This window comes from Actinomadura sp. NPDC047616 (assembly GCF_040642915.1).
Classification (GTDB): Bacteria; Actinomycetota; Actinomycetes; order Streptosporangiales; family Streptosporangiaceae; genus Spirillospora; species Spirillospora miaoliensis.
Genome location: NZ_JBEYTB010000011.1, coordinates 313,578 through 334,139 on the forward strand (window position 1 = coordinate 313,578; position 20,562 = coordinate 334,139).

The following is a 20,562-nucleotide window of genomic DNA, read 5'->3' on the forward strand; positions in this document are numbered from 1 at the left end:
AGCATCTGGGCGGACCCGCCCTGCGCGCGCAGGGCCGACCCGTCCAGGATACGCGCCGGCCGGAGCGGCCTCGTCAGATCTTGGAGACCTGGTTGAAGGACAGCTCGACCGGCGTCTCGCGGCCGAAGATGCTGACCAGCACCTTCAGCTTCTGCTGCTCGGCGTTGATCTCGTTGACGGTGGCGGGGAGGGTGGCGAACGGGCCGTCCATGACGGTGACGGACTCGCCGACCTCGAAGTCCACCGACGGCGCGGCCTTGGCCTGCTCCTTGGCCTTGGCGGGCTCCTCCGGCTCGGGCGCGAGCAGGGAGGCGACCTCGTCCAGGCTCAGCGGGGACGGCTTGTTGGAGAGGCCGACGAAGCCGGTGACGCCGGGCGTGTTGCGGACGGCGGCCCACGACTCGTCGGTCAGCTCCATGCGGACCAGGATGTAGCCGGGCAGGACCTTCTCGTTGACCTTCTGCCGCTTGCCGCCCTTGATCTCGGTCACCTCGTGCTGGGGGACCTCGATCTGGAAGATGTAGTCCTCCATGTTCAGGGTCTGGGTGCGGGTCTCGATGTTGGTCTTGACCCGGTTCTCGTACCCCGCGTAGGAGTGCACGACGTACCAGTCGCCCGGCTGCATGCGCAGCTGCATCTTGAAGTCGGCGTACGGGTCGGCCGGGGGCTCGGCCTCGGCGGTCTCCTCCGCCTCGGCGCTCTCGCCGGTCTCGGTGACGGCGTCGCCCTCGGTCTCCGTGTCCACCGGCTCGGCGCCGGCGGCGGGCACATCCGCCCCGGCGGGCTCACCCGACGGCTCGGCCGCAGCAGCCTCAGCGGACCGGGCCTGTTCGACGGCCTCGTCGTTGGGCTGTGAGGACTCGGACACGGCGACTCTTTCCCTCGTACGGATGGTGGTGATGGAGTTTCCGGGCGATGCGGGCGAACGCCCTAACGGGGCTCCGGCAGGCCCTCGGCGGTACGCCGACGGCGGCGGCCGCAGACGGCCGCCCGGTGCCGGTGGCTCAGCCGAAGACCCAGAACACGCCTCGCTGCAGCAGCCAGTCGAGGCCGGAGACGATGGCGAGCATGATCAGCACGAAGACCAGGGACACGGTCGTGTAGGTGATCAGCTCACGCCGGGTCGGCCAGATGACCTTGCGCAGTTCGGCGACCACCTGGCGCACGAAGAGAGCGGGAGACGTCCGCTTGCGCGGGGACCTCCCCTTGCCTTCGTCTTTGGCCGCGGCCTCGCCGCGCGTCTCAGTCGCCATTGTGCCGCCGTTCACCTCATAGGTCGTGACCAACCACCCTGTGGTTGACTCGCTCGCTCACCGTGCGGCGTGCCATCGCCTGGCAGGCACGGGTGCGCGCACCGCACCTCGCAGGGCAGGAGGGACTCGAACCCCCAACCGCCGGTTTTGGAGACCGGAGCTCTACCAATTGAGCCACTGCCCTTCACTTTTTCTCTCCCGTGCAAGGAGATGCCCCGGCCGTCCCCGGCCGGGTCGTGACGTTCATAGCTTACGGCCTTTCGCGGACAGGACCGTATGCCATGAGTCGCCACTAGGACGGTGAGTCTACGTCCCAGAGCCGCCCGCGTCGAACCGGACCGCGCCGCCATGTCGCGACCGGCCGTCCGGCTCGTCCCCGACACCCGGTCCGACCGGCGGGGATATACCGCTGAAGTCATCGCCGCGGGTCTGTAACGATAGGAGGCATGAGCATCGATCGTCCTCGCCTGTCCAGGCGCATCGCCGCCATCTCCGAGTCCGCCACGCTGGCCGTCGACGCCAAGGCCAAGGCGCTGAAGGCGGCGGGCCGCCCGGTCATCGGGTTCGGTGCGGGCGAGCCGGACTTCCCGACCCCCGACTACATCGTCGAGGCCGCGGTCGCCGCGTGCCGGGAGCCGCGGTTCCACAAGTACACGCCCGCCGCCGGGCTGCCCGAGCTGCGCGCGGCGATCGCCGAGAAGACGGCCCGCGACTCCGGCCTGCGGGTGGAGGCCTCGCAGGTGCTCGTCACCAACGGCGGCAAGCAGGCGGTGTACGAGGCGTTCGCGGCGCTGCTGGACCCGGGCGACGAGGTGCTCGTGCCGACGCCGTACTGGACCACCTACCCCGAGTCGATCAAGCTGGCCGGGGGCGTGCCGGTGGACGTGGTGGCCGACGAGACCACCGGCTACCGGGTGAGCGTCGACCAGCTGGAGGCGGCGCGCACCGAGCGCACCAAGGTGCTGCTGTTCGTGTCGCCGTCCAACCCGACCGGCGCCGTCTACACCCGCGACCAGATCGAGGAGATCGGCCGCTGGGCGGACGAGCACGGCCTGTGGGTGATCACGGACGAGATCTACGAGCACCTGGTGTACGGGGCCGCCGAGTTCCACTCCATGCCGGTGGTGGTGCCGGAGCTGGCCGACCGCACGCTGGTGCTGAACGGCGTCGCCAAGACCTACGCGATGACCGGCTGGCGGGTGGGCTGGCTGATCGGCCCGCAGGACGTGGTGAAGGCCGCCGCCAACCTGCAGTCGCACGCCACCTCCAACGTCGCGAACGTGTCGCAGGCGGCGGCGCTGGCCGCGGTGACGGGCGACCTTTCGGCGGTGGCGCAGATGCGCACCGCGTTCGACCGGCGCCGCCAGACGATGGTGCGGATGCTGAACGAGATCCCCGGCGTGGTGTGCCCCGAGCCGGAGGGCGCGTTCTACGCCTACCCGTCGGTCAAGGCGCTGCTCGGCAAGGAGATCCGGGGCCGCCGTCCGCAGTCGTCGGTGGAGCTGGCCTCGCTGATCCTGGAGGAGGCCGAGGTGGCGCTGGTGCCGGGCGAGGCGTTCGGCACCCCGGGCTACTTCCGGCTGTCGTACGCGCTCGGCGACGACGACCTGGTGGAGGGCGTGTCCCGGGTCGCCAAGCTGCTGGCCGAGGCGCACTGAGCCGGCCGCATCGCGTGACGTGACGCCCCGGCGGGGGATCGTCCGGCGGCCGCGCTTCCACCGGACGTCCCCCTCCGGGGCGGGTTTCTCAGGGCGGGCCACACGGGCCGGGCGCCGTGAGGTCAGACGCGGACGCCCTCGGCGACGCGCATGAGCTGGTCGCGCGCCGAGCCGCCCGCCGCCACGACGACGCCGACGCCGGGACGGGCCATCCAGGCGACCTGGCGTCCGGAGTCCGGGCGGTCGCTGACGACCGCTCGCACCCCGTGCACCGAGGTGTGGCGGGGCATCGAGGGCGCGCCGTCGCCGCCCAGGTCCTCGGGGCCGGACAGGCCCGTGCCGCGCACGACGCGGATCTCCACCCAGCCGGAACCGCCGCTCCAGCGGCACGTCGTGGTCCGGTCGCCGCCGCCGCCGCGTTCGGCGCACGGCCGGTCCACGTTCAGCCCGGGGGGCAGGTACGTCACCCAGTCGGGACGCCTGACCGGCCCCGGTGCGCCGCCCGGCTCGTCGCGGTGCGCCGGGGCCGGTGGGCGGTCCGCCTCAGGCTTGCCTGAGGCCCCCGCCCCGGGCCTCTCCGCAGACGGGGGCGATGCGGGAAGGCCCGGGGCGGGAGGCGGGACCGGCCGGTCCGGCGATGCCGCCGTCGGCGAACCGGCCGGAGTCTCGCGCATGCCCGCGGGATCGACATGCGTCATCGAGTTGTAGGCGGGCGTCACCACGAACGCGGCCACGGCGGCGGCCACGGCCGCGCCGACCGTCACGCGGATCCGCACCACGCGGCGGCGGTGCCGGCGGCGGACGACCGCGGCGAGCGATGGCGGCGCCGACGTCCCGGCCGTGTGCTCGGCCATGGCCGTGCGCAGTTCGCTCTCCAGATCCATCGCTCAACTCCCCAGTGGTGCCGCGTGCCTGTCGAGGCGCTCCCGGAGCTTGGCGAGCGCCCGGGACGCCTGGCTCTTGACCGTGCCGACCGAACAGCCGAGGATCCGCGCCGTCTCGGCCTCCGAGAGGTCCTCCCAGAAGCGCAGGACGAGCACCGCCCGCTGGCGCGGCCCCAGCCGGCGCAGCTCGTCGATCAGCGCGCCGCGCAGTTCGACGGTGTGCGCGGGCGAGGCGGTGGCGCGCTCGGGCAGCCGGGACATGTGGATCTCCTTGAGCACCTTCCACCGCCGCGCCCGGCTGATCACCAGGTTGACCAGGATGCGGCGCACGTAGGGCTCGGGATCGGCGTCTGCGTCCAGCCTGCCCCAGTGCCGGTAGGCCCTCTCCAGCGCGGTCTGCAGCAGGTCCTCGGCGTCCTGCCTGGCCCCGCACAGGAGCGTGGCGGTCCGCAACAGGGCGGTGCCACGCGTCGCCACGAACTCGGCGAACGACTCCTCGTCTCGACGCCCCACGGTGCTCCGTCCGGCTCAGGGTGGTTCGGTCGTCCGAAGGCGGACGGCCCCGCGCGCCTCGGGGCCGTCCGCGCGGGGCCTACTTGGCCTGGTGCAGCTTGCCGGCGATGTCCTGCAGGCTCGTGGCGAACACCGGGCTGCCGTTGACCAGCAGCGCCGAGTGGCCGGCCGGGTCGACGACCAGGACGCCGTCGCCGGCGGGGCTCTGCCAGGCGGCGAGCCCGCCCACGGTGACCTTACGGCCGCCGGCGGGCAGGCCGAGGGTCTGGCGCAGCTTGCTCTCGGTCATCGCGGCCTCGGTCTGGATCCGCTTGACGGTGACCCACTGCCCGGCCTTGCCGACCCACTTCTGCGTGACGGTGCAGATCTTCTTGGCCTCGTGCGCCTTGGCGCCGGTGGTGCTGGAGGCGTACTTCAGGCCCTTGGGCAGCATGACGGCGCGTTCGACGGCGCCGCCGACCGGCACGGCGGGCCTGAGGTCGGCGCAGCTGAACGACGGCACCGCGGGGACGGCGGGGGCCTTGGGCGCGGCCGGCGCGCCGGACGGGGCGGTGTGGCCGTTCGCCTTGGGCGCCGTGGACGGCCGGTCGCAGTCGGGCAGCGTGGATGGCCGCGCGGCCTTGGCCTTCGCCAGTGCGCCGTCGGCGGCGGCCCCGGCGTCGGGCAGTTCGGGGGTGGCGGGCTTGGGCACCGCCGGGGCGTCGGCGTTCGGCACCGCCGGCACGCCCGGCGCGTTCGGCACGCCCGGCGCGTTCGGGACGGAGGGCGCGCCGGGCGCCTCGGGGGCCTTCGGACCGGCCGGGACGCTCGGCGCGCCCGCCGCGGGCTTGCCGGGCTCGGGCGCCTTGGGCGCCTTGCCGGTGGGCAGGCACGTGGGCGTGGCGACGGGGGCCGGGGCGGTGTCCTTCGCCTTCTGGACCGCGTCGGCGACCGGCGAGTGCCCGGAGCGAAGGTCCGTCTCCGGCTGGGAGACGGAGGCCCACGTGACCCCGCCGACGGCGACGGCGCCCACCGCGGATGCCGCGACGGCGGCGACCTTCAGAGAAAGCATGTTGTGTCCCTTCTGCGCCTTTGGCCTCTTGCGCCCCTCGTATACGCGCGGCCACGGAGAGGGGTTGCACGGGATCTCAGAGTTTTTTTCGCCGTCCCGAAGGCGCAGGTGGGGGGCGCCCGGGGTGGTCGTTTGGGGCCATGCGGCATGACCTCGCCGGGTGATCTCGCGGGGGGGTGCGGGGGGCTGGGGCGGCGGGCCGGGCGGCGATCGGGCAACATTTGTGCATGGAGCCCCGTCCCGTTTCAGAGCGTCCGATTCGCGCCCTGCCCAAGGCGCACCTGCACCTGCACTTCACCGGCTCGATGCGCCACTCCACCCTGGTCGAGATGGCGGCGCGGCACGGGGTGCACCTGCCGGACGCCCTGGTGGAGGACTGGCCGCCGCGGCTGCACGCCACCGACGAGCGCGGCTGGTTCCGCTTCCAGCGGCTGTACGACATCGCGCGTTCGGTGCTGCAGACCCCCGAGGACATGCGGCGGCTGCTGCGCGAGACGGCCGAGGACGAGGCCGCCGAGGGGTCGGGCTGGCTGGAGATCCAGGTGGACCCGAGCGGGTACGCGGGACGGTTCGGCGGGCTGACGCCGACCGTGGAGCTGGTGCTGGACGCCGCGCGGGAGGCGTCCGCCGCGACCGGGGTCGGCATCGGCGTGGTGATCGCCGCGAACCGCACCCGGCACCCGCTGGACGCCAAGACGCTGGCGCGGCTGGCCATCCGCTACACCGGCCAGGGCGTGGTGGGGTTCGGGCTGTCCAACGACGAGCGGCGCGGCCGGGCGTACGACTTCGACGGCGCGTTCCGCATCGCGCGGCGCGGCGGCCTGCTGGCGGCCCCGCACGGCGGCGAGCTGCTCGGCCCGCAGAGCGTGCGCGAGTGCCTGGAGACGCTGCGGGCCGACCGCATCGGCCACGGCGTGCGGGCGGTGGAGGACCCGCGGCTGCTGGAGGAGATCGTGCGGCGCCAGGTGACGCTGGAGGTGTGCCCGGCGTCCAACGTGGGGCTGGGCGTGGCGGCGACGGCGGCGGACGTCCCGGTGCGCGCGCTGTTCGAGGCAGGGGCGCGCATCGCGCTGGGCGCCGACGACCCGCTGCTGTTCGGCTCGCGGCTGGCGCGGCAGTACGAGCTGGCCCGCGGCGAGCACGGGTTCTCCGACGCCGAGCTGGCCGAGCTGGCCCGGCAGTCGGTGCTCGGCTCGGCCGCTCCCGAGGACGTCCGCAAGCGGCTGCTGGCGGGCATCGACGACTGGCTGCGCCTGCCCGCCGCCGACGCCCCCCAGACGGGCGAGGCCTCCGTGCCCGGCGCCCGGCGCCCGGCCTCCCCGACCTCGCGCTAGTCGCCGGCGCCGCGCCGGTCGCCGACCTCGCGCGAGTCGCCGATCTCCTGGTCACCCGCCTCGCGCCTGCACCCTCGCGCCGGTCGTCGGCGCGCCCGGACGCCCGCCTCGCGCCCGGTCGCCTGCCCCGCTGCTAGTCGCCGATGTTCCGCTGGTCGCCGGGGTCGTCGAGGGCGGAGCGCCACAGGCCCTGCCGCTCCAGGTGGGCGACCAGCAGCTCGCCCGACCGGGTGATGTGCTGGCGCATGGCGGCGCCGGTCGCGGGGCCGTCCTTGCGCCGCAGCGCGCGCAGGATGCGCCGGTGATCGGCCCTGGCCACTTCCGGCCAGTCGGGCAGGCGGGTCCACACCCCGCGCGGCACGTACCGCACCACCGAACCGAGCGTCCAGGCGAGCTTGGCCGAGTCGGCGGCCAGGTTGATCGTCCGGTGGAAGGCGTGGTTGTGCTCCTCCACCAGGTCGAGGCGGCCCGCGTCCGTGGCCTGTTCCAGCGCCCGCTGCAGTGCGATCAGCTGCTGCAGCAGGTCGGGGCCCATGCGCTCGGCCGTGCGCGCGGCCAGCTCGGCGCCGATCGTGGCCTGCGCCCAGAACAGGTCCGCGACGTCCCGTTTGGACAGCGACGCGACCACGAAGCCGCGCCGGGGTTCCAGGTGCACGAATCCCTCGCTGCGCAGCGACTGCAGCGCCTCACGGACGGGGGTGACGCTGATGCCGAACTCCAGTGCCAGCCGTTCCAGCCGGAGGAACTCCCCGGGCCGCACCCGGCCGTCCAGGATGAGCTCGCGGATTCGCGCCGCCACCTCGTCGCTGAGCTGGGGGCGCAGGCCGAGCCCCCGCTGGGGTCGCAGACTCGCCACCGTTCAACTCCGCCCCGTCGAGGCCCTCCCGCGTCGGGGGTCGCGGGAGCCAAGGGCCTGAGAATCTCATCATGCGCGCCACCGGCCCCGTGCGGAACCGGAAAAACCGGGAGTACCGATTGCGGCCCGGCATCGATCGGCTCGGCCGGCGGAGGGGCGCCGCGCGTGGCCCCGGCCAACACGCTGAGCAGGTGCGTCAGTAGCGGCACGGGGCAGCCCGAAGCCGAAACCGCGGCCGCCAGGCACGGCCCCTTCCGGGAGCGCACCCGACGACCGCCGCATCCCCGAGGTCGGCGCCCCGCAGAGCGCCGACCGAGTGTCCTACGTGAGGTGGCCACCCAGGGAGAGGAGCGCGTACACGCCCCCAGCGAACACCCACGCGCTGAGGGGCACGAACGACTGCCAGCACGCAGTCACACCATCGTCACAGGCCGACACTCTCCCTTGATCTTTTCGTTACCATACGGCAATTAGCCGGTGACGATCTTCAGCGACGCTGGCACCACAACTACAAACAAGCCAACCCGGCTCCTGTTTGGAGTTGCGTCAAATCCATTGGCGCGCCAAGGAGCCGGGCAAGCGACCCGTGCTCCTTGCGCCCTGTGCACTAGGAGCGTGGTATGTCAAGCAACAAACGAGGGCGGCCGCCGAAGAAGCGGCCTGTCCTCGGCACGGCACAGACGTTGGTGGGCGTGACCGCTTCCGCGGGCGTCAGCGTCGTCCAGACGTTGTTGTCCTCGTTGGTCGGGGCTCTCACCATGTCGGGAGTGGGCGGCCTCTACACGGCGCTCCTCCTCATGCTGTCGTACTTCACAGCACCCGCCCGAGCACGTCGCCGGGCGGCTCGTGAGGCGGCTCACCAAGGACCGATCCGGCGCGTCGCCGGACGGCTCATGAGGTGGCTCACCCAGGGTCCGATCGGGCGCGTCGCCGGACGGTCCAAGAAACGGGTCTGCCAAGCAGTGCAGACCAAAACCGCCTCAATAATTGGGCTCACCGTCATGAGCATCACGATGTCGGCGAGCTTCGGATTCGCCATCTGGGCCGGACTTGAGGTCAGCATTGGACAGGGCATCTTTTACGCCCTTCCGTTGGTGGTCCTCAACGTCATCGAAGCGCGGGGCAACTGGAACAGGCTGCGGTGGTCTTTCGTGACCTTCGTGGGAGTCGTATTGCTCACGCAGGTATGGACGGGAAGCGTCAGCCTCACCGGCATGATGTGGATACTCGTCGCCACGCTGGCCAGGACCCTGTCCAGCCCGTTGCTGCGTCGCCACATGCGCATCTGGAAGGGGGACGTGACACGCGCCAACCTGATCGTGTCTGCGGCCAGCTCCCTCATGATCACGGTGTGGGCGGTGGTCAGCGGGGAGACCGTCACTGATGCGTGGAGGGGACCGCTCCTGTGGGTGCTGCCCCTCATCGGAGTGGTGTTCTTCGTCTCCAGCCTGTCCCGGCTGGCGGCGATGAGGCACATCGATGACGGCATGATCCTCCTGCTGACGTGTCTCACACCGGCCCTGGGGGCCGTGCTGGGTTGGGTGTTCTTGGACCAGGCGCTCGGCTGGCTTCCGTGCGTGGGCATCGTGCTCATCACGGTCGGCCTTGCGGGCGCCGTCCGCTCCGCTCGCCCCAAACGCGGCCCGCGCCGGCGACCGGTTCGTTACAGGCCCGGAACTACGGCTACAACGAGGGCGACTCTGGACAGGCACCGGCGTCGTACGGACAGGCACCGGCGTCTGAACCGGCGCCCCCGACCCGCGAGGGCGTGAACTGAGCGACACCGGGAGGTGTCGCTTCCACCTGGGCGGCGCCGAGAGGCGTCGCCCCCGACCCTGCGGCGGGGAGGGAACACCCTCCCCGCCGCACTCTTACGGGGGCGTTCGCCGACCGGTTGTTCAGGCCCGGGAATTCAGAGGCGGACGCCGACGAGCACCGGTTCGTTGACCAGCTCGATCCCGAAGACCTCGCGGACGCCGTCGCGGACCTGGCGGGCGAGCGCGAGCAGGTCCGCGGTGCTGGCCCCGTCGGGGTTGGTCAGCGCGAGGGTGTGCTTGCCGGAGATGCGGACGGGCCCGAGCGCGTGCCCCTTGGCGAACCCGGCCCGGTCGATCAGCCACGCCGCGGACGTCTTGACGCGCGGCGAGCCGTCCGGCCCCGGGCTCTCGGGGTAGCGCGGGAAGGCCACGTCCGGGCCGAGCCGCTCGGCGACGCGGCGCTCCAGCTCGGCGAGCTGCGCGGGGTCCAGGATCGGGTTGGTGAAGAACGAGCCGGCGCTGCGGGTGTCGGGGTCGGACGGGTCCAGCACCATGCCCTTGGCGCGGCGCAGCTCCAGGACGGCGTCGCGCGCCTCCTTCAGCGGGACGCGGGCGCCGAGTTCGACGCCGAGCGCGCGCGCCAGTTCGGCGTAGGCGATCGGCTGCGACTCCTCGGCCTCGCGCAGCGCGTAGGTCACCTCCAGCACCAGGTACCGGTCGTCGCCCTTGAAGACGCTGTGGCGGTAGGTGAAGCGGCAGGCCGCCGCGTCCAGCGTGACGATCCTGCCGGTGGTGCGGTCGTAGGCGCGCACCTCGGCGATCGTCTCGCTGACGTCCTGGCCGTAGGCGCCGACGTTCTGGATGGGGGTGGCGCCGACGCGTCCGGGGATGCCCGCCAGGCACTCGACCCCGGCCAGCCCGTCGGCGACGCAGCGGGCGACGAAGGGGTCCCACTCCTCGCCGGCCTGGACGCGCACCAGCACCCGGCCGGGCTCGTCCGGCAGATGCTCGGTGCCGCGCGTGCCGACGTGCACCACGGTGCCGGGGAAGCCGTCGTCGGCGACCACCACGTTGCTGCCGCCGCCGAGCACCAGCACCGGCTCGCCGTCCCGGTCCGCCGCGCGCACCACGGACACCAGGTCGTCCTCGGTCGTCGCCTCCACGAACCGGCGCGCCGGGCCGCCGAGCCGCAGCGTGGTGTATCCGGCCAGGTTCACCTCTTCAGCGAACACCGCCACGCGGTCTCCCCTCCCGTACGTTGGGCCGCTCTCCGTCCCGTGCAGCGGGACGCCCGCGCTCCAGCGTGCCATCCCCAGTCGTCCGAACAGACATTCGATCGGGGTGGCGCACCGAACAGATCATGAACGTCTGCGGCCGGGCGCCTCGTCTGGGCCGCACGGGCCGCGGCCGCATCGGTGAGGCGGGCGCGTGCCCGGCCGGACGGCCGAGTGCCCGCCGGAACGTCTCGGACTCGACGCTTCCGGCGGGCACGTACCACGATGAGGTGGTACTCGGGGCCGGCGGGGCCGGTCAGGCGAGGCGGACGACCGCCTTGGCCCGGGTGAGGACCTTCTGGTCGGCGGCGCGCGCGGTGAGCGCCACCACGACCTTGTTGTCGTCGAGCTTTTCCTCGATCTTGCCGCTGACCTGCAGGGTCGCGCCGCCCTCGTCCGGGACCACGACGGGTGCGGAGAAGCGCACGCCGTAGTCGACGACGGCGCCCGGGTCGCCCGCCCAGTCGGTGACGAAGCGGCCGGCCTGCGCCATGGTGTACATGCCGTGCGCGATGACGTCCGGCAGGCCCACGGCCTTGGCGAAGCTCTCCCGCCAGTGGATGGGGTTGAAGTCGCCCGAGGCACCCGCGTACATCACCAGGTTGGCCCGGTCGATCTGGTAGGTCTGCGCCGGGATCTCGGTGCCGACCTCGACGTCGGCGTACTTCACCTGCGCGGTCATCAGGCCCCCCGCTCCACCAGCGTGTTGTAGGTCTTGCAGATCAGCTCGCCCTCGACGGTGGCGATGTCGGTCTCCACCGTCAGCTTCTCGTTGTTGCCGATCGACTTGATCTCGGTGATGGTCGACGTGCAGGTCACCACGTCCCCGGCGCGCATCGGGCGGGTGTAGGCGAAACGCTGCTCGCCGTGCACGACCATCGCGTAGTTGATGCCGAGCTCGGGGTCGGCCAGCGCCGGGTTGCCGAGGGAGACCACGATGGGGAAGGTGGGCGGCGCGATGACGTCGGGGTGGCCGGCGGCCTTGGCGGCCTCGGCGTCCCGGTAGAGCGGGCTGGGGTCGCCGATCGCGTCGGCGAACTCCCGGATCTTCACCCGGCTGACCTCGTACGGCTCGGTGGGCGGGAAGGTCCGCCCGATGAAATCACGGTTGATCGCCATGCGATCCGCTCCCTCCAGGTCGAACGGGGGCCGCCCCGCCCCGGCCCGCCGGGCGCCGCCGGGCCCGCCCCGCTGCGGTCTCGCACGGACGGTAACAGAACGACGTTCAGCCCGCCCTCGCCGGGTCGGCGGGAACGGGCTGGACGGATGGGCAAGCCTCGCGTGTATCCGCGGGATCTCGGCGGTCGCCCCGATCGGCGCCGCCGGGCGCGTCGCGGTCGCCATGGCGGCGGAAGACGCGCTGGTCAGCGGGTCCGGTCGTGCGGTCGGGCCGCACCGGCGGCACTGCCCGCCGCGAGCCGGCTAGCGGGTCTCGCGGTGCGGACGGTGCGTCCGGCAGTTGGGGCAGTACTTCTTGAGCTCCAGGCGGTCCGGGTCGTTCCGCCGGTTCTTGCGCGTGATGTAGTTGCGGTGCTTGCACTCCTGGCAGGCCAGCGTGATCTTCGGCCGGACGTCGGTGGCAGCCACGATGGAGTGCCTTTCTGAGCTGGGGACAAGGACGTTCGTACGACGAGCCGCGCGGCCGTGCCCGTACGGGCGGCCGGTGCGGCGCGAAGGACCCAGCGCGCTCTCGTCCCCTGGTCGGGGACGAGAGTCGCTCGGGTAGTAGCGAGGGCCGGACTTGAACCGGCGACACAGCGATTATGAGCCGCTTGCTCTGCCTGACTGAGCTACCCCGCCATGATGGTCGGTGTCGACCGGAAAGCAAGGATACCGGATGTTCACCGGCGTCTGAAAACGCCGGGCCCGGCCCGGGGGTCCGGGACGTGCGTTTCCGGTGGCCGACGCCATCGGGCACCAGGATACCGCTGCGGATCGGTGACCTGTCCAACCCGTTTCGCCGGGACGGAACCGGCCGGCGGACCGGCCAACGGCCGTACCCCCAACACAACGAAGGAGCGGCGCCCTGCTCTCGCAGGACCGCCACTCCTGACCGCTGCTGGAGCCCCTTTACGGAATCGAACCGTAGACCTTCTCCTTACCATGGAGACGCTCTGCCGACTGAGCTAAAGGGGCCTGCGTTCCTTCGACGCGCTGTAACGATACACGGCTTGCGGGCCGGATAGGAAATCGATTGGCCGGACCGCCCGCCCGGCCCCCGGGAGCAGGGCCGGGACGAGCCGGTCCGGCCTTCGTCTCCGCAGGTCAGCGCAGGAGATGGCGGCCGATGACGAGCTGCTGGATCTGGCTGGTGCCCTCGTAGATCCGAAACAGCCTGACGTCGCGGTAGAAGCGCTCGACGGGGACGCCGCGCATGTAGCCCATGCCCCCGAAGACCTGCACGGCCCGGTCGGCGACGCGGCCGACCATCTCCGAGCAGAAGTACTTGGCGCACGACGGGCCGAGCTTGGTGTCCTCCCCCGCGTCGTACGCGCGCGCCGCCTCCAGCACCATGGACCGTCCCGCGTACAGCTCGGCCTGGGAGTCGGCGACGAGCGCCTGGACGAGCTGGTACTCGCCGATCGTGCGCCCGCCCTGCGATCGCTCCTTGGCGTACGCCACGGTCTCGTCCAGGATCCGCTGGGCCAGCCCCACGCAGACGGCGGCGATGCTCAGCCGGCCGTGGGCGAGCGAGGCCATGGCCGTGCGGAAGCCGGTCCCCTCGGGGCCGACCATCGCGGACGCGGGGACGCGCACGCCGTCGAAGAAGACCTCGGCGGTGTGGGCGCCGCGCTGGCCCATCTTGGCGTCCGGCGGGCCGATCCTGAGGCCCGGCGCGTCCCTGCCCACCAGGAACGTGGAGATGCCGCGCGAGCCAGGTCCGCCGGTACGGGCGAACACCATGAACACGTCCGCCTCGGGGGCGTTGGTGATGAACCGCTTGGCGCCGTCGATGACGTACTCGTCGCCATCCCTGACCGCGCGTGTGCTCAGGGTGCTGGGGTCGGATCCGGCCTCGGCCTCGGTGAGCGCGAACGCCCCGACGACCTCCCCGGACGCCAGCCGGGGCAACCAGGCGTCCTTCTGCTCGACGGTGCCGGCGTTCACCAGCACCTGCCCGGCGATGCCGTTGCTGGTGCCGAACATCGACCGGAAGGCGGGGCTGGCGTAGCCCAGCTCGAACGCCAGCCGGACCTCCTCGCTGATCGACAGGCCCAGCCCGCCGTACTCCTCCGGCAGCGCGTACCCGAACAGGCCCATGTCGCGGGCGGCCCGGCGCAGGTCCTCCGGGATCGCGTCGGTCTCCTCGATCTCCTCCTCGCGGGGGATCACCTGCTCGCGGACGAAGGTCCGCACGGCGGCCAGCACATCGGCGAAGTCCTGAGGTTCCATGAACCCATTCTAGAATCCTGTTCCAGGATGGGTCAGGGGCGGACCAGCACCGCCGTCGCGTCGTCATGGCGCTTGCCCCGCCGGATCGTCGCCGTGGTCTCCGCCTCCCGCGTCCGCCGGATCAGCTCCACGGGCCCGGCGCCGTCGAGCAGGTCCAGCAGCCCCGCCCAGTCGGTGCGCCCGAAGATCTGCACCAGCCGCGCCGCGCCGTCGCTCAGCACCGCCGCCCGCCGCACCCGCTCCGCCGGCGCCTCGCCCGTCAGCGCCTCGTAGGCGGCCTCGGGACGGTTGCCCGCCACCCAGAACCCGCCCGGGCTGTTACGGGCCGCACGCACGGCCTCGACCGTGTACGCGGGCAGCCTGTCGACCCGGTCGTCGTGGACGACCCGCACCTGCCCGTCCATCTGCAGCAGCACCGGCGAGTCGGCCAGCACCAGCCAGTCCAGGACGCCGTCGCGGCGCCGCAGCATCGCCACGGTCGCCGACGGACTGTCGGGATTGTCCAGGTCGCAGGTGCCGGCGTGGGCCTCCCCGGTCGCCTTGACGGTGTCGGCCAGCAGGTCCTGCAGCGGCGCGCCGTCCTCCACGGCCAGCCGCGCCGCCAGCCCTCCCGCCAGCCGCCGCACCAGCCAGGCCGGGCCGTGCCCGCACCCGCTGTCCACTCCGGGCGCCGCCGTGGCGCCGTCCAGCAGCACAACCCATTCCGGCCCGGCGACGACGTAGTCCTCGTTCAGCCGCCCCGGTGTCGCCTCGCTCGCGTAGGTGATCCGCACCCAGCCTGTCTACCCTTGATCCGCCCACACGCTCGTCACCTGACCAGCACTTTGCGCGCTACCGCCACAGGTAGTCGTAGCGCTCCGGCCCGGGCCCCACGACAACGCGACCGTCCCGCACCTGCCATTCGGACTGCCCTTCCTCTTCGTGAAAGGCGAGAAAGAGCCCGCACACACGGTCGCCGTCCTCGTTGGGCGGCAGGGCGGCGACCCGGCGGATCTGCGCGAGCAGCTCGTCCACATGCTGTGCGCGAACGGCACGCGCGTAGCAGGCCGCGTCCAGCCATCCCCCCTCGGGAAAGGTCCACCCTTCCCCGTTCTCGGAAATGATCCGCTCAGCCTCGGCCTCCTGCCCGTGAAACTCCAGCCACCCACGCACGTAAACCCACACACCCATGCCCCAATCCTGCGGCAACGCCTGCCGTGCACGCCGCCGTCGACGTCCGGGACGGCGCCCGCCTACTCCGAGCCTGCTCCCGAAACCACCGCCGTCAACGCTCGGCGGCCGGCGGGCGGTGGCGGCTCTGCGGCCGAACCCGGACGGCCGGTTGATCGTCGTACGGGCATGCCTTCCGTACTGATTCTCGGTATCGACCCGCACAAAGTTCCTGGCATGGACGGTGACGCCGTGCGCGCGGTCCTCGACAAGGAACTGACCCGATTTGAGGAGCATGGCATCGATGCGTCCATGACGCTGATAGCGCTGGACGAATCAGCCGAGCCCACCGTGGTCGCAGCGCTGACAGAGCGCCCGTGGGACGTCGTCGTCATCGGGGGCGGCGTCCGCAAGCCTGAACCCCTCCTGACGCTCTTCGAGCAGGTGGTGAACCTGGTCCGACGCCATGCACCAGGGGCCGCGATCGCTTTCAACACCGGCCCGGGCGACAGTGTCGAAGCAGCCAAGCGATGGCTGTGACCAGGGTGGTGGGACGCCGCAGCCGCGTGGTGGCCCGTTTCGATCACCGCGCGCCAGGCTCTTGCTCGCCACGAGGGTGGCGAGCAGGCGGCCGGCCAGCCGGGGTCGGCCTACGCGGAGACTCATCCGCTGGGCTGCCACCGCCCACGCATCACCGACCTGATCGGCGGTCAGTCCGCGTTGGCTTCCGTCCTCCACGTGGAGCGGAGTCGCGCGCCGACGTCGTCGGCCTGGCGAAGACCCGCTTGGTAGGCCGGTTCCCAGGCTGCCAGGTCGCCCATGTCCGGGCCGAAAGCGCGCACCGAGGCCGGATCGGGGCTGATGGTCGCCACGGTGTCCGCCCCCACGGTCGCCAGCTGCTGGTCGAGTGGTTCGCGGGGAAACAGGTGGGCCATCGGCTCGACCACGACCAGCGTGCGGGCTCCGGCGGCGAGATCGGCGTTGGGGCCCGATCGCAGCGCACCGTCCATGTACCGCCGGCCGTCGATGGCGACGGGCGGCGCGGCCCCGGGGAAGGCGCTGCTCGCCGCCACAGCGTGCACCAACGGCACGCCGCTGTCGCGGTCCCACACCACGGGCTCACCGGTGGTCGCGTCCACGGCGGTGATCAGCAGTCGTCGCTCCGGCCAGGTGTCCGCACCGATCAAGGCGGCGCGCCCCGCGAGCAGCGCCTCATCGGTTTCGGGGTCGGTGCTGTGGAGCGCGAGTCGGCCGACGCGACGCCTGGCCTCGCCGGGTTCCAGGCTGCGGTCGCCGAGCACGGCGAACACCTCGCCCATCCGCGCGGGGTCCGTCTTGAGCCGGTGAGCGGGCCGGCGATCCGACGTCGCGAGCCGCCCCGGGTCCTGGCCGGTGGCGAGTAGTGCTCCGACGATCGCGCCGGCCGACGTTCCGACGATCAGGTCGGCCTCGCCCAGATCCACGCCATGGCGGCGCAACCCGTAGGCCAGTCCGGCCATCCAGGCCGTGCCGACGTGACCCCCGGGGCCCAGGACGAGTGCTCGGTAGAAGGCGTGCATGGTGGTCCCCCTAGTTATTGAAACAGTCGTACCATAAAGTCGCTGCCGCTGTTTCGGGTCCCGAGTTGCCGACAGGAGATCCACCGTGGGGCGACCCGCAGATCCCGCCCGGCGCGAGCGCACACTGGCGCGGGCGACCGACTACGTGCTGGCGCACGGGTTGGCCGGGCTGAGCCTGCGACCACTGGCCGCGGCCCTGGACACCAGCCCACGGATGCTGCTTTATGACTTCGGCAGCAAACAGGAGTTGGTCGCCGCGGTCCTTGCCGAGGCCCGTCGCCGAGGTGCGGAGCGCCTGGCCGAGCACCTTCCGCCCGAGACGGGCTCCGCGCAGGAGCGGCTGCGTGCCATCTGGGCATGGATCAGCGCAGACGAACGTGCGCCGTTCGTCCGGCTGTTCTTCGAGGTGCACGCCGACGGCCTGGTCCACCCCGAGAACTACCCCGACCAGGGGCAGGCGATCACGGACTGGTTCGACACTCTCGGTGCCACATTCCGCGACGTCTGCACCGGTACTGACGACACCGTGACACCAACGTTGGTCATGGCCGTTGTCCGGGGCCTGCTGTTCGATCTCACAGCCACCGGCGACCGCCACCGCACCGATCGTGCCCTGGACCGCTTCGCTGAACTCCTCAAACAGTGAATGCACGAGAAGGGTCGAGGCGAGCAGCGGGGAGTCGTGGCGGTTCGCTCCGGCCAGGACCCGGCCGAGCGGGATTCCATCACCGTCCGTCACACCAAAGCGTTTCAGGCCCTGCTTACCGCGACCGCCCGGCGACCTCGCCGCCGCCTGGGGCTTTGGTAATGGAGCCGTCGATGGCGATCTGGTCGACCATGAGGCCGATGATCCGGTCGTAGGACGGGAGCGCGATCTGCTTGATCCGGGCGAAGACACCGAGCCGGATCCACTCGGCGCGGCGATTGCGGATCGTGGTCGCTGAACAAGGTCGTGTCGGCGATCGCCTGGCAGGAGCAGCCGGACCGCAGCAGCCGGAGCAGCTTGTCGAACACGATCCGGTCGTTGCTGCGACGGCGGTGGCAGCCCAGCGGATGGTTCGGATCGGCCACCGGACGCTCGGGCAGCGGCGCTGCGAATTGGCCCCAGGGTCGGTCAGCCATGGTGGAAGCACGGGCACAGGTCCCCTCAGTGATCACAGAGCGTCGCATCACCAGGACCTGTGCCCACCCTGCTCCCTACGCCGCCTATCTGCGCGCGTTCTCAGGAGGTCTCGGCGGGGCAGGCGGTGCCCCGGGCCGGGACTTTCAGGTCCGTGAGGTAGGCGTTGACGGTGCTTTCCATGCAGGGCCCATTGGTGACGCTCCCGTGGCCGTTGCCCTCGTAGGTGAGGAGCACTCCGTTCCGGCCGAGCTGTCGTTCCACTGATCGCGCCCAGGGGTAGCCGGTGGCGGGGTCGTGCCGGGCGTTGGACAGCAGGATCGGCGGGGTGCCGTCGACCTTGAGACGGTGCTGGGGATTGGCGGTGGGCGCGCCCAGGCACGAGGCCACCATGCGGAGGGGAAGCAGGTACGGCATGTCCGGGGCGGCCCGGTTCAGCGTTCGTACGAGTGACGCGTACTCGCTGTGGTCGCGCACGGGCAGGCGCCAGTCGGAGCAGAAGATCGGGGCCGTGGGCGGGAGGGGCGAGAGAGCGGCGGGCGCCGCTGGGAGCGGCCTGCTCTCGTCCATCGTGGCGATGGTCTCGGCCAGGCCGGCGAAGTCGGCCTTGTAGAACGCGCGGAACGCGATCGCGTTGACCAGGTCGATCGAGGACAGGCGGGTGCCGGGCCTGTTCGGGTTCTCCAGTTCACCGCGTTCGGCACGGGCCAGCAGGCTCTTCCAGACCGCTCGGACGTCACGGCCGCGCAGCGCACAGTCCGTACTGGCCGTGCACCACTTCACGAACTCGTCGAAGGAATCCTGGGCTGCGGCGCCCTGGTCGCGCAGGAAGGCGCGGGTGGTCGGAACGCTGTGGTCCATCACGCTTTCCAGCACCATGGCGCGGACGCGGTGCGGGTACGTCTCGGCGTACTGCGCGCCGAGCATCGTGCCGTAGGAACTGCCGTGGAAGGTCAGCTTGGGCTCGCCGAGGGCCACGCGGACCGCCTCCACGTCCCGAACGGTGCTCGCGGTGTCGAGGTGGTCGAACAGCGGGCCGGTGCGCTCGCGGCAGTCGGCGCGCAGCTTGGCGTTGTAGGCGAGGGTGGCCTCGAAGGCGGCCTGGTCCTCGATCTTCGGTGAGGGCCGCTGCGCGGTCAGGTCGTCGGAGCAGGTGATCGGATTGCTGCGGCCCACACCGCGCGGGTCGAAACTGACGATGTCGAAGCGGCGGCGTATTTCGGGGCTGAAGCGGGAGACGCCCTTCACGACGCGTTCGACGCCGCTGTCGCCCGGGCCGCCGGGGCCGAACACCAGCGATCCGACACGTTCGCCGGGACCGGTGGCCTTGCGCCGGGCCAGAGCCAGCTTGAACTTCGGGCCGTCCGGACGTCCCCAGTCGACCGGCAGCGTCAGGGAGGCGCATTCCGCGCCGGGATTTTCCGGGTCATCGCACGAGACCCACTTCAGGCTTTGGGCAGCGACGGGCTCGGCCTTCACGGTGGGGCCGGCGACGAACGCCGTGACGGCGGCGGCGCTCGCGGCGAGTCCGGCGATCACGCCGAGGCTCATGGCGGCCGTGCGCCCCGCGCGGCGCTTGGTTCGAGGGGTCTGCATGCGCCAGAACCTACTTTACAGAGATATGTCTGCAAATATATTTCTGCAAAGATAGCTCTGCAGTATCGGTCGTCCTCCGCCCCAAGGAGGAGACCGGGCGTCCGACCAGCCGTGATACCGGACGCGCCGTCCGAGCCGCCGCGTGGGCGCTTCCCTCTGCAGCGCAGAGCCGTCCACGTCGACCGCTCACTCAGAGTGGACCGACGGCATGCGGGAGGTGCTGATCGCGGCGTACGACGACGTCCAGCCGCTGGACGTCACGGGCCCGGCGCAGATGTTCGACGCCGCCGCCCGGCTGCAGCGCGGCGGGTACCGGATGCGGCTCGCCATCGCCGGACGACCGGGAGGTGACGAGTGTCCTCATACCTGGCAGTGACCAGGTCGGTGGGACGTACACGAAACCGCGGCCCCCGCCCCCGCCGCGAGCCGCAGCACTCGTCCACGCGAATCTGCCTGTCACACCGTCTCGCCGCTCGCGCAGGCACATCCGAGCGTGCTGACCAGGCGCGGCAAAAGAACAGACACGCAACACCCGAGGGTGCCCAAACACCGAGCAGCGGCACCCACCCGGAATGCCACTCGGACTGGAATCTGCGCACGGCGCCGACTACTCCTTCGGTCACCCCTTCAGGGTGGTCTGCGCCATGACCGCCCCCGCCGCTAAAGGCTGTCCCGTAATGATCAACAAGTGCTGGAGAGCGTCGGCGGCGGGCGTGGCGTGGAGGCCGGTCAGCCGGCCATGGCCAGGTTGCGCAGGAGGGCGATGCCGCGGGTGGCGTGGTAGACGCCACCGCGTTTGCGTCGGCAGTTGCGCAGGATGTTCCACAACTTCATCTGTGCGAAGGCGTGTTCGACACGGGCGCGGACGCTGCGGTGCACGGCGTTGAGTTCCTCTTGCCAGGCGGGCAGCTCACCGCCGTCACGGGGCCGCCGGTAGGGCATGATGACCTGCCGGTTGCCCTGGTAGCCGCCGTCGGCCATGACGTGCGCACCGCGGCAGGCCTGGCCGGCCCCCCAGTCGCGGAATGCCGTGCAGTCGTTGTGGTTGCCGGGCACCGGCTGGCCGACCACCACGACCAGGCGGGTGTTGGCGTCGATGACGACCTGCATGTTCACCGAGTACCGGTAGTTCTTGGACTGTGCGGTGACCTTCCGGTCGTGCACC

22 protein-coding genes, 3 tRNA genes and 1 pseudogene are annotated in these 20,562 nt (G+C 71.7%); 6 read left to right on the forward strand and 20 right to left on the reverse strand.

What is annotated here, in order from left to right; all coding sequences use genetic code 11:
* Nucleotides 1-73 precede the first annotated feature (73 nt).
* The 3 genes from nusG to ABZ801_RS26445 all read right to left on the reverse strand — a co-directional run bounded on the left by nusG (nt 74) and on the right by ABZ801_RS26445 (nt 1,437).
* The gene (nusG, locus tag ABZ801_RS26435) at nt 74-868 is read right to left on the reverse strand and encodes a transcription termination/antitermination protein NusG (RefSeq protein WP_344948854.1); all 795 of its coding nucleotides are present in this window, start codon (nt 866-868) and stop codon (nt 74-76) included.
* A 136-nt stretch (nt 869-1,004) separates the two neighbouring features.
* On the reverse strand, nt 1,005-1,253 hold the full coding sequence (gene secE, locus ABZ801_RS26440; protein ID WP_344948851.1) for a preprotein translocase subunit SecE: 249 nt from the start codon (nt 1,251-1,253) through the stop codon (nt 1,005-1,007).
* A 111-nt stretch (nt 1,254-1,364) separates the two neighbouring features.
* A tRNA-Trp gene (locus ABZ801_RS26445) sits at nt 1,365-1,437 on the reverse strand.
* Nucleotides 1,438-1,699: 262 nt separating this feature from the next.
* On the opposite strand from ABZ801_RS26445, the gene ABZ801_RS26450 reads away from it, so the two are divergent.
* Entirely contained in the window at nt 1,700-2,911 is a 1,212-nt protein-coding gene (locus ABZ801_RS26450) for a pyridoxal phosphate-dependent aminotransferase (protein ID WP_344948848.1), read from the forward strand.
* A 122-nt stretch (nt 2,912-3,033) separates the two neighbouring features.
* On the opposite strand, the gene ABZ801_RS26455 is transcribed toward ABZ801_RS26450, so the two are convergent.
* The 3 genes from ABZ801_RS26455 to ABZ801_RS26465 all read right to left on the reverse strand — a co-directional run bounded on the left by ABZ801_RS26455 (nt 3,034) and on the right by ABZ801_RS26465 (nt 5,359).
* Complete coding sequence (locus tag ABZ801_RS26455; protein ID WP_360702489.1) at nt 3,034-3,795, reverse strand: hypothetical protein; 762 nt, start codon at nt 3,793-3,795, stop codon at nt 3,034-3,036.
* Between the two features lie 3 nt (nt 3,796-3,798).
* A complete protein-coding gene (locus ABZ801_RS26460) occupies nt 3,799-4,308 on the reverse strand; it encodes a SigE family RNA polymerase sigma factor (protein WP_344948843.1) in 510 nt (169 codons plus the stop codon).
* A gap of 79 nt (nt 4,309-4,387) precedes the next feature.
* The gene (locus ABZ801_RS26465) at nt 4,388-5,359 is read right to left on the reverse strand and encodes a hypothetical protein (protein WP_360702492.1); all 972 of its coding nucleotides are present in this window, start codon (nt 5,357-5,359) and stop codon (nt 4,388-4,390) included.
* Nucleotides 5,360-5,586: 227 nt separating this feature from the next.
* On the opposite strand from ABZ801_RS26465, the gene ABZ801_RS26470 reads away from it, so the two are divergent.
* On the forward strand, nt 5,587-6,693 hold the full coding sequence (locus tag ABZ801_RS26470) for an adenosine deaminase (RefSeq protein ID WP_360702495.1): 1,107 nt from the start codon (nt 5,587-5,589) through the stop codon (nt 6,691-6,693).
* A gap of 133 nt (nt 6,694-6,826) precedes the next feature.
* On the opposite strand, the gene ABZ801_RS26475 is transcribed toward ABZ801_RS26470, so the two are convergent.
* The gene (locus ABZ801_RS26475; RefSeq protein WP_360702498.1) at nt 6,827-7,549 is read right to left on the reverse strand and encodes a GntR family transcriptional regulator; all 723 of its coding nucleotides are present in this window, start codon (nt 7,547-7,549) and stop codon (nt 6,827-6,829) included.
* 620 nt (nt 7,550-8,169) lie between these two features.
* On the opposite strand from ABZ801_RS26475, the gene ABZ801_RS26480 reads away from it, so the two are divergent.
* The gene (locus tag ABZ801_RS26480; RefSeq protein WP_360702501.1) at nt 8,170-9,321 is read left to right on the forward strand and encodes an EamA family transporter; all 1,152 of its coding nucleotides are present in this window, start codon (nt 8,170-8,172) and stop codon (nt 9,319-9,321) included.
* Nucleotides 9,322-9,461: 140 nt separating this feature from the next.
* On the opposite strand, the gene ABZ801_RS26485 is transcribed toward ABZ801_RS26480, so the two are convergent.
* The 9 genes from ABZ801_RS26485 to ABZ801_RS26525 form a co-directional block, all read right to left on the reverse strand.
* Nucleotides 9,462-10,544: a UDP-N-acetylmuramate dehydrogenase gene (locus ABZ801_RS26485; protein WP_360702504.1), complete on the reverse strand. Its 1,083-nt coding sequence runs from the start codon at nt 10,542-10,544 to the stop codon at nt 9,462-9,464.
* A gap of 292 nt (nt 10,545-10,836) precedes the next feature.
* Nucleotides 10,837-11,262: a MaoC family dehydratase gene (locus ABZ801_RS26490; protein ID WP_344948828.1), complete on the reverse strand. Its 426-nt coding sequence runs from the start codon at nt 11,260-11,262 to the stop codon at nt 10,837-10,839.
* Nucleotides 11,262-11,699, reverse strand: a complete 438-nt coding sequence (locus ABZ801_RS26495; RefSeq protein WP_344948827.1) for a MaoC family dehydratase N-terminal domain-containing protein — start codon at nt 11,697-11,699, stop codon at nt 11,262-11,264. Before ABZ801_RS26495 ends, ABZ801_RS26490 begins: the two co-directional genes overlap by 1 nt.
* 303 nt (nt 11,700-12,002) lie before the next feature.
* Nucleotides 12,003-12,167, reverse strand: coding sequence for a 50S ribosomal protein L33 (gene rpmG / locus ABZ801_RS26500; RefSeq protein WP_285494312.1), 165 nt, complete (start codon nt 12,165-12,167; stop codon nt 12,003-12,005).
* A gap of 139 nt (nt 12,168-12,306) precedes the next feature.
* A tRNA-Met gene (locus ABZ801_RS26505) sits at nt 12,307-12,380 on the reverse strand.
* Between the two features lie 260 nt (nt 12,381-12,640).
* Nucleotides 12,641-12,716, reverse strand: a tRNA-Thr gene (locus tag ABZ801_RS26510).
* Nucleotides 12,717-12,845: 129 nt separating this feature from the next.
* Entirely contained in the window at nt 12,846-13,973 is a 1,128-nt protein-coding gene (locus ABZ801_RS26515; protein WP_344948823.1) for an acyl-CoA dehydrogenase family protein, read from the reverse strand.
* Between the two features lie 32 nt (nt 13,974-14,005).
* On the reverse strand, nt 14,006-14,746 hold the full coding sequence (locus ABZ801_RS26520) for a protein phosphatase 2C domain-containing protein (RefSeq protein WP_360702509.1): 741 nt from the start codon (nt 14,744-14,746) through the stop codon (nt 14,006-14,008).
* Between the two features lie 58 nt (nt 14,747-14,804).
* Nucleotides 14,805-15,143, reverse strand: coding sequence for a hypothetical protein (locus tag ABZ801_RS26525; protein WP_360702512.1), 339 nt, complete (start codon nt 15,141-15,143; stop codon nt 14,805-14,807).
* A 168-nt stretch (nt 15,144-15,311) separates the two neighbouring features.
* Between ABZ801_RS26525 and ABZ801_RS26530 the strand changes: the two genes are divergently transcribed.
* The gene (locus tag ABZ801_RS26530) at nt 15,312-15,662 is read left to right on the forward strand and encodes a hypothetical protein (protein ID WP_360702515.1); all 351 of its coding nucleotides are present in this window, start codon (nt 15,312-15,314) and stop codon (nt 15,660-15,662) included.
* Nucleotides 15,663-15,832: 170 nt separating this feature from the next.
* On the opposite strand, the gene ABZ801_RS26535 is transcribed toward ABZ801_RS26530, so the two are convergent.
* Nucleotides 15,833-16,681 carry a patatin-like phospholipase family protein gene (locus ABZ801_RS26535; RefSeq protein ID WP_360702555.1) on the reverse strand — a complete coding sequence of 283 codons (849 nt, stop codon included), beginning with the start codon at nt 16,679-16,681 and terminating at the stop codon, nt 15,833-15,835.
* Nucleotides 16,682-16,766: 85 nt separating this feature from the next.
* Here ABZ801_RS26535 and ABZ801_RS26540 point away from each other — a divergent pair, with 85 nt between their 5' ends.
* Entirely contained in the window at nt 16,767-17,327 is a 561-nt protein-coding gene (locus tag ABZ801_RS26540) for a TetR/AcrR family transcriptional regulator (RefSeq protein WP_360702518.1), read from the forward strand.
* A gap of 9 nt (nt 17,328-17,336) precedes the next feature.
* Here ABZ801_RS26540 and ABZ801_RS26545 read toward each other — a convergent pair.
* Both ABZ801_RS26545 and ABZ801_RS26550 read right to left on the reverse strand, forming a co-directional pair.
* Nucleotides 17,337-17,820, reverse strand: a pseudogene (locus ABZ801_RS26545) (transposase); the annotation flags it as partial.
* A gap of 83 nt (nt 17,821-17,903) precedes the next feature.
* Complete coding sequence (locus tag ABZ801_RS26550) at nt 17,904-19,397, reverse strand: alpha/beta hydrolase (RefSeq protein ID WP_360702521.1); 1,494 nt, start codon at nt 19,395-19,397, stop codon at nt 17,904-17,906.
* Nucleotides 19,398-19,605: 208 nt separating this feature from the next.
* Here ABZ801_RS26550 and ABZ801_RS26555 point away from each other — a divergent pair, with 208 nt between their 5' ends.
* Nucleotides 19,606-19,773, forward strand: a complete 168-nt coding sequence (locus ABZ801_RS26555; RefSeq protein WP_360702524.1) for a hypothetical protein — start codon at nt 19,606-19,608, stop codon at nt 19,771-19,773.
* Between the two features lie 353 nt (nt 19,774-20,126).
* Here the strand turns inward: ABZ801_RS26555 and ABZ801_RS26560 are convergent.
* The coding region (locus ABZ801_RS26560; protein WP_360702527.1) for a transposase family protein at nt 20,127-20,562 on the reverse strand (436 nt) is incomplete at its 5' end.

Excerpts from the sequence above, each read along its gene's own strand:
- ABZ801_RS26450 (WP_344948848.1), top strand. The coding sequence starts at position 1,700 with ATGAGCATCGATCGTCCTCGCCTGTCCAGGCGCATCGCCGCCATCTCC.
- ABZ801_RS26535 (WP_360702555.1), bottom strand. The coding sequence starts at position 16,681 with ATGCACGCCTTCTACCGAGCACTCGTCCTGGGCCCCGGGGGTCACGTC.
- ABZ801_RS26550 (WP_360702521.1), bottom strand. The coding sequence starts at position 19,397 with ATGCAGACCCCTCGAACCAAGCGCCGCGCGGGGCGCACGGCCGCCATG.
- ABZ801_RS26455 (WP_360702489.1), bottom strand. The coding sequence starts at position 3,795 with ATGGATCTGGAGAGCGAACTGCGCACGGCCATGGCCGAGCACACGGCC.
- ABZ801_RS26530 (WP_360702515.1), top strand. The coding sequence starts at position 15,312 with ATGCCTTCCGTACTGATTCTCGGTATCGACCCGCACAAAGTTCCTGGC.
- ABZ801_RS26555 (WP_360702524.1), top strand. The coding sequence starts at position 19,606 with ATGCGGGAGGTGCTGATCGCGGCGTACGACGACGTCCAGCCGCTGGAC.
- ABZ801_RS26515 (WP_344948823.1), bottom strand. The coding sequence starts at position 13,973 with ATGGAACCTCAGGACTTCGCCGATGTGCTGGCCGCCGTGCGGACCTTC.
- ABZ801_RS26490 (WP_344948828.1), bottom strand. The coding sequence starts at position 11,262 with ATGACCGCGCAGGTGAAGTACGCCGACGTCGAGGTCGGCACCGAGATC.
- ABZ801_RS26495 (WP_344948827.1), bottom strand. The coding sequence starts at position 11,699 with ATGGCGATCAACCGTGATTTCATCGGGCGGACCTTCCCGCCCACCGAG.
- ABZ801_RS26525 (WP_360702512.1), bottom strand. The coding sequence starts at position 15,143 with ATGGGTGTGTGGGTTTACGTGCGTGGGTGGCTGGAGTTTCACGGGCAG.
- ABZ801_RS26470 (WP_360702495.1), top strand. The coding sequence starts at position 5,587 with ATGGAGCCCCGTCCCGTTTCAGAGCGTCCGATTCGCGCCCTGCCCAAG.
- ABZ801_RS26480 (WP_360702501.1), top strand. The coding sequence starts at position 8,170 with ATGTCAAGCAACAAACGAGGGCGGCCGCCGAAGAAGCGGCCTGTCCTC.
- ABZ801_RS26465 (WP_360702492.1), bottom strand. The coding sequence starts at position 5,359 with ATGCTTTCTCTGAAGGTCGCCGCCGTCGCGGCATCCGCGGTGGGCGCC.
- secE (WP_344948851.1), bottom strand. The coding sequence starts at position 1,253 with ATGGCGACTGAGACGCGCGGCGAGGCCGCGGCCAAAGACGAAGGCAAG.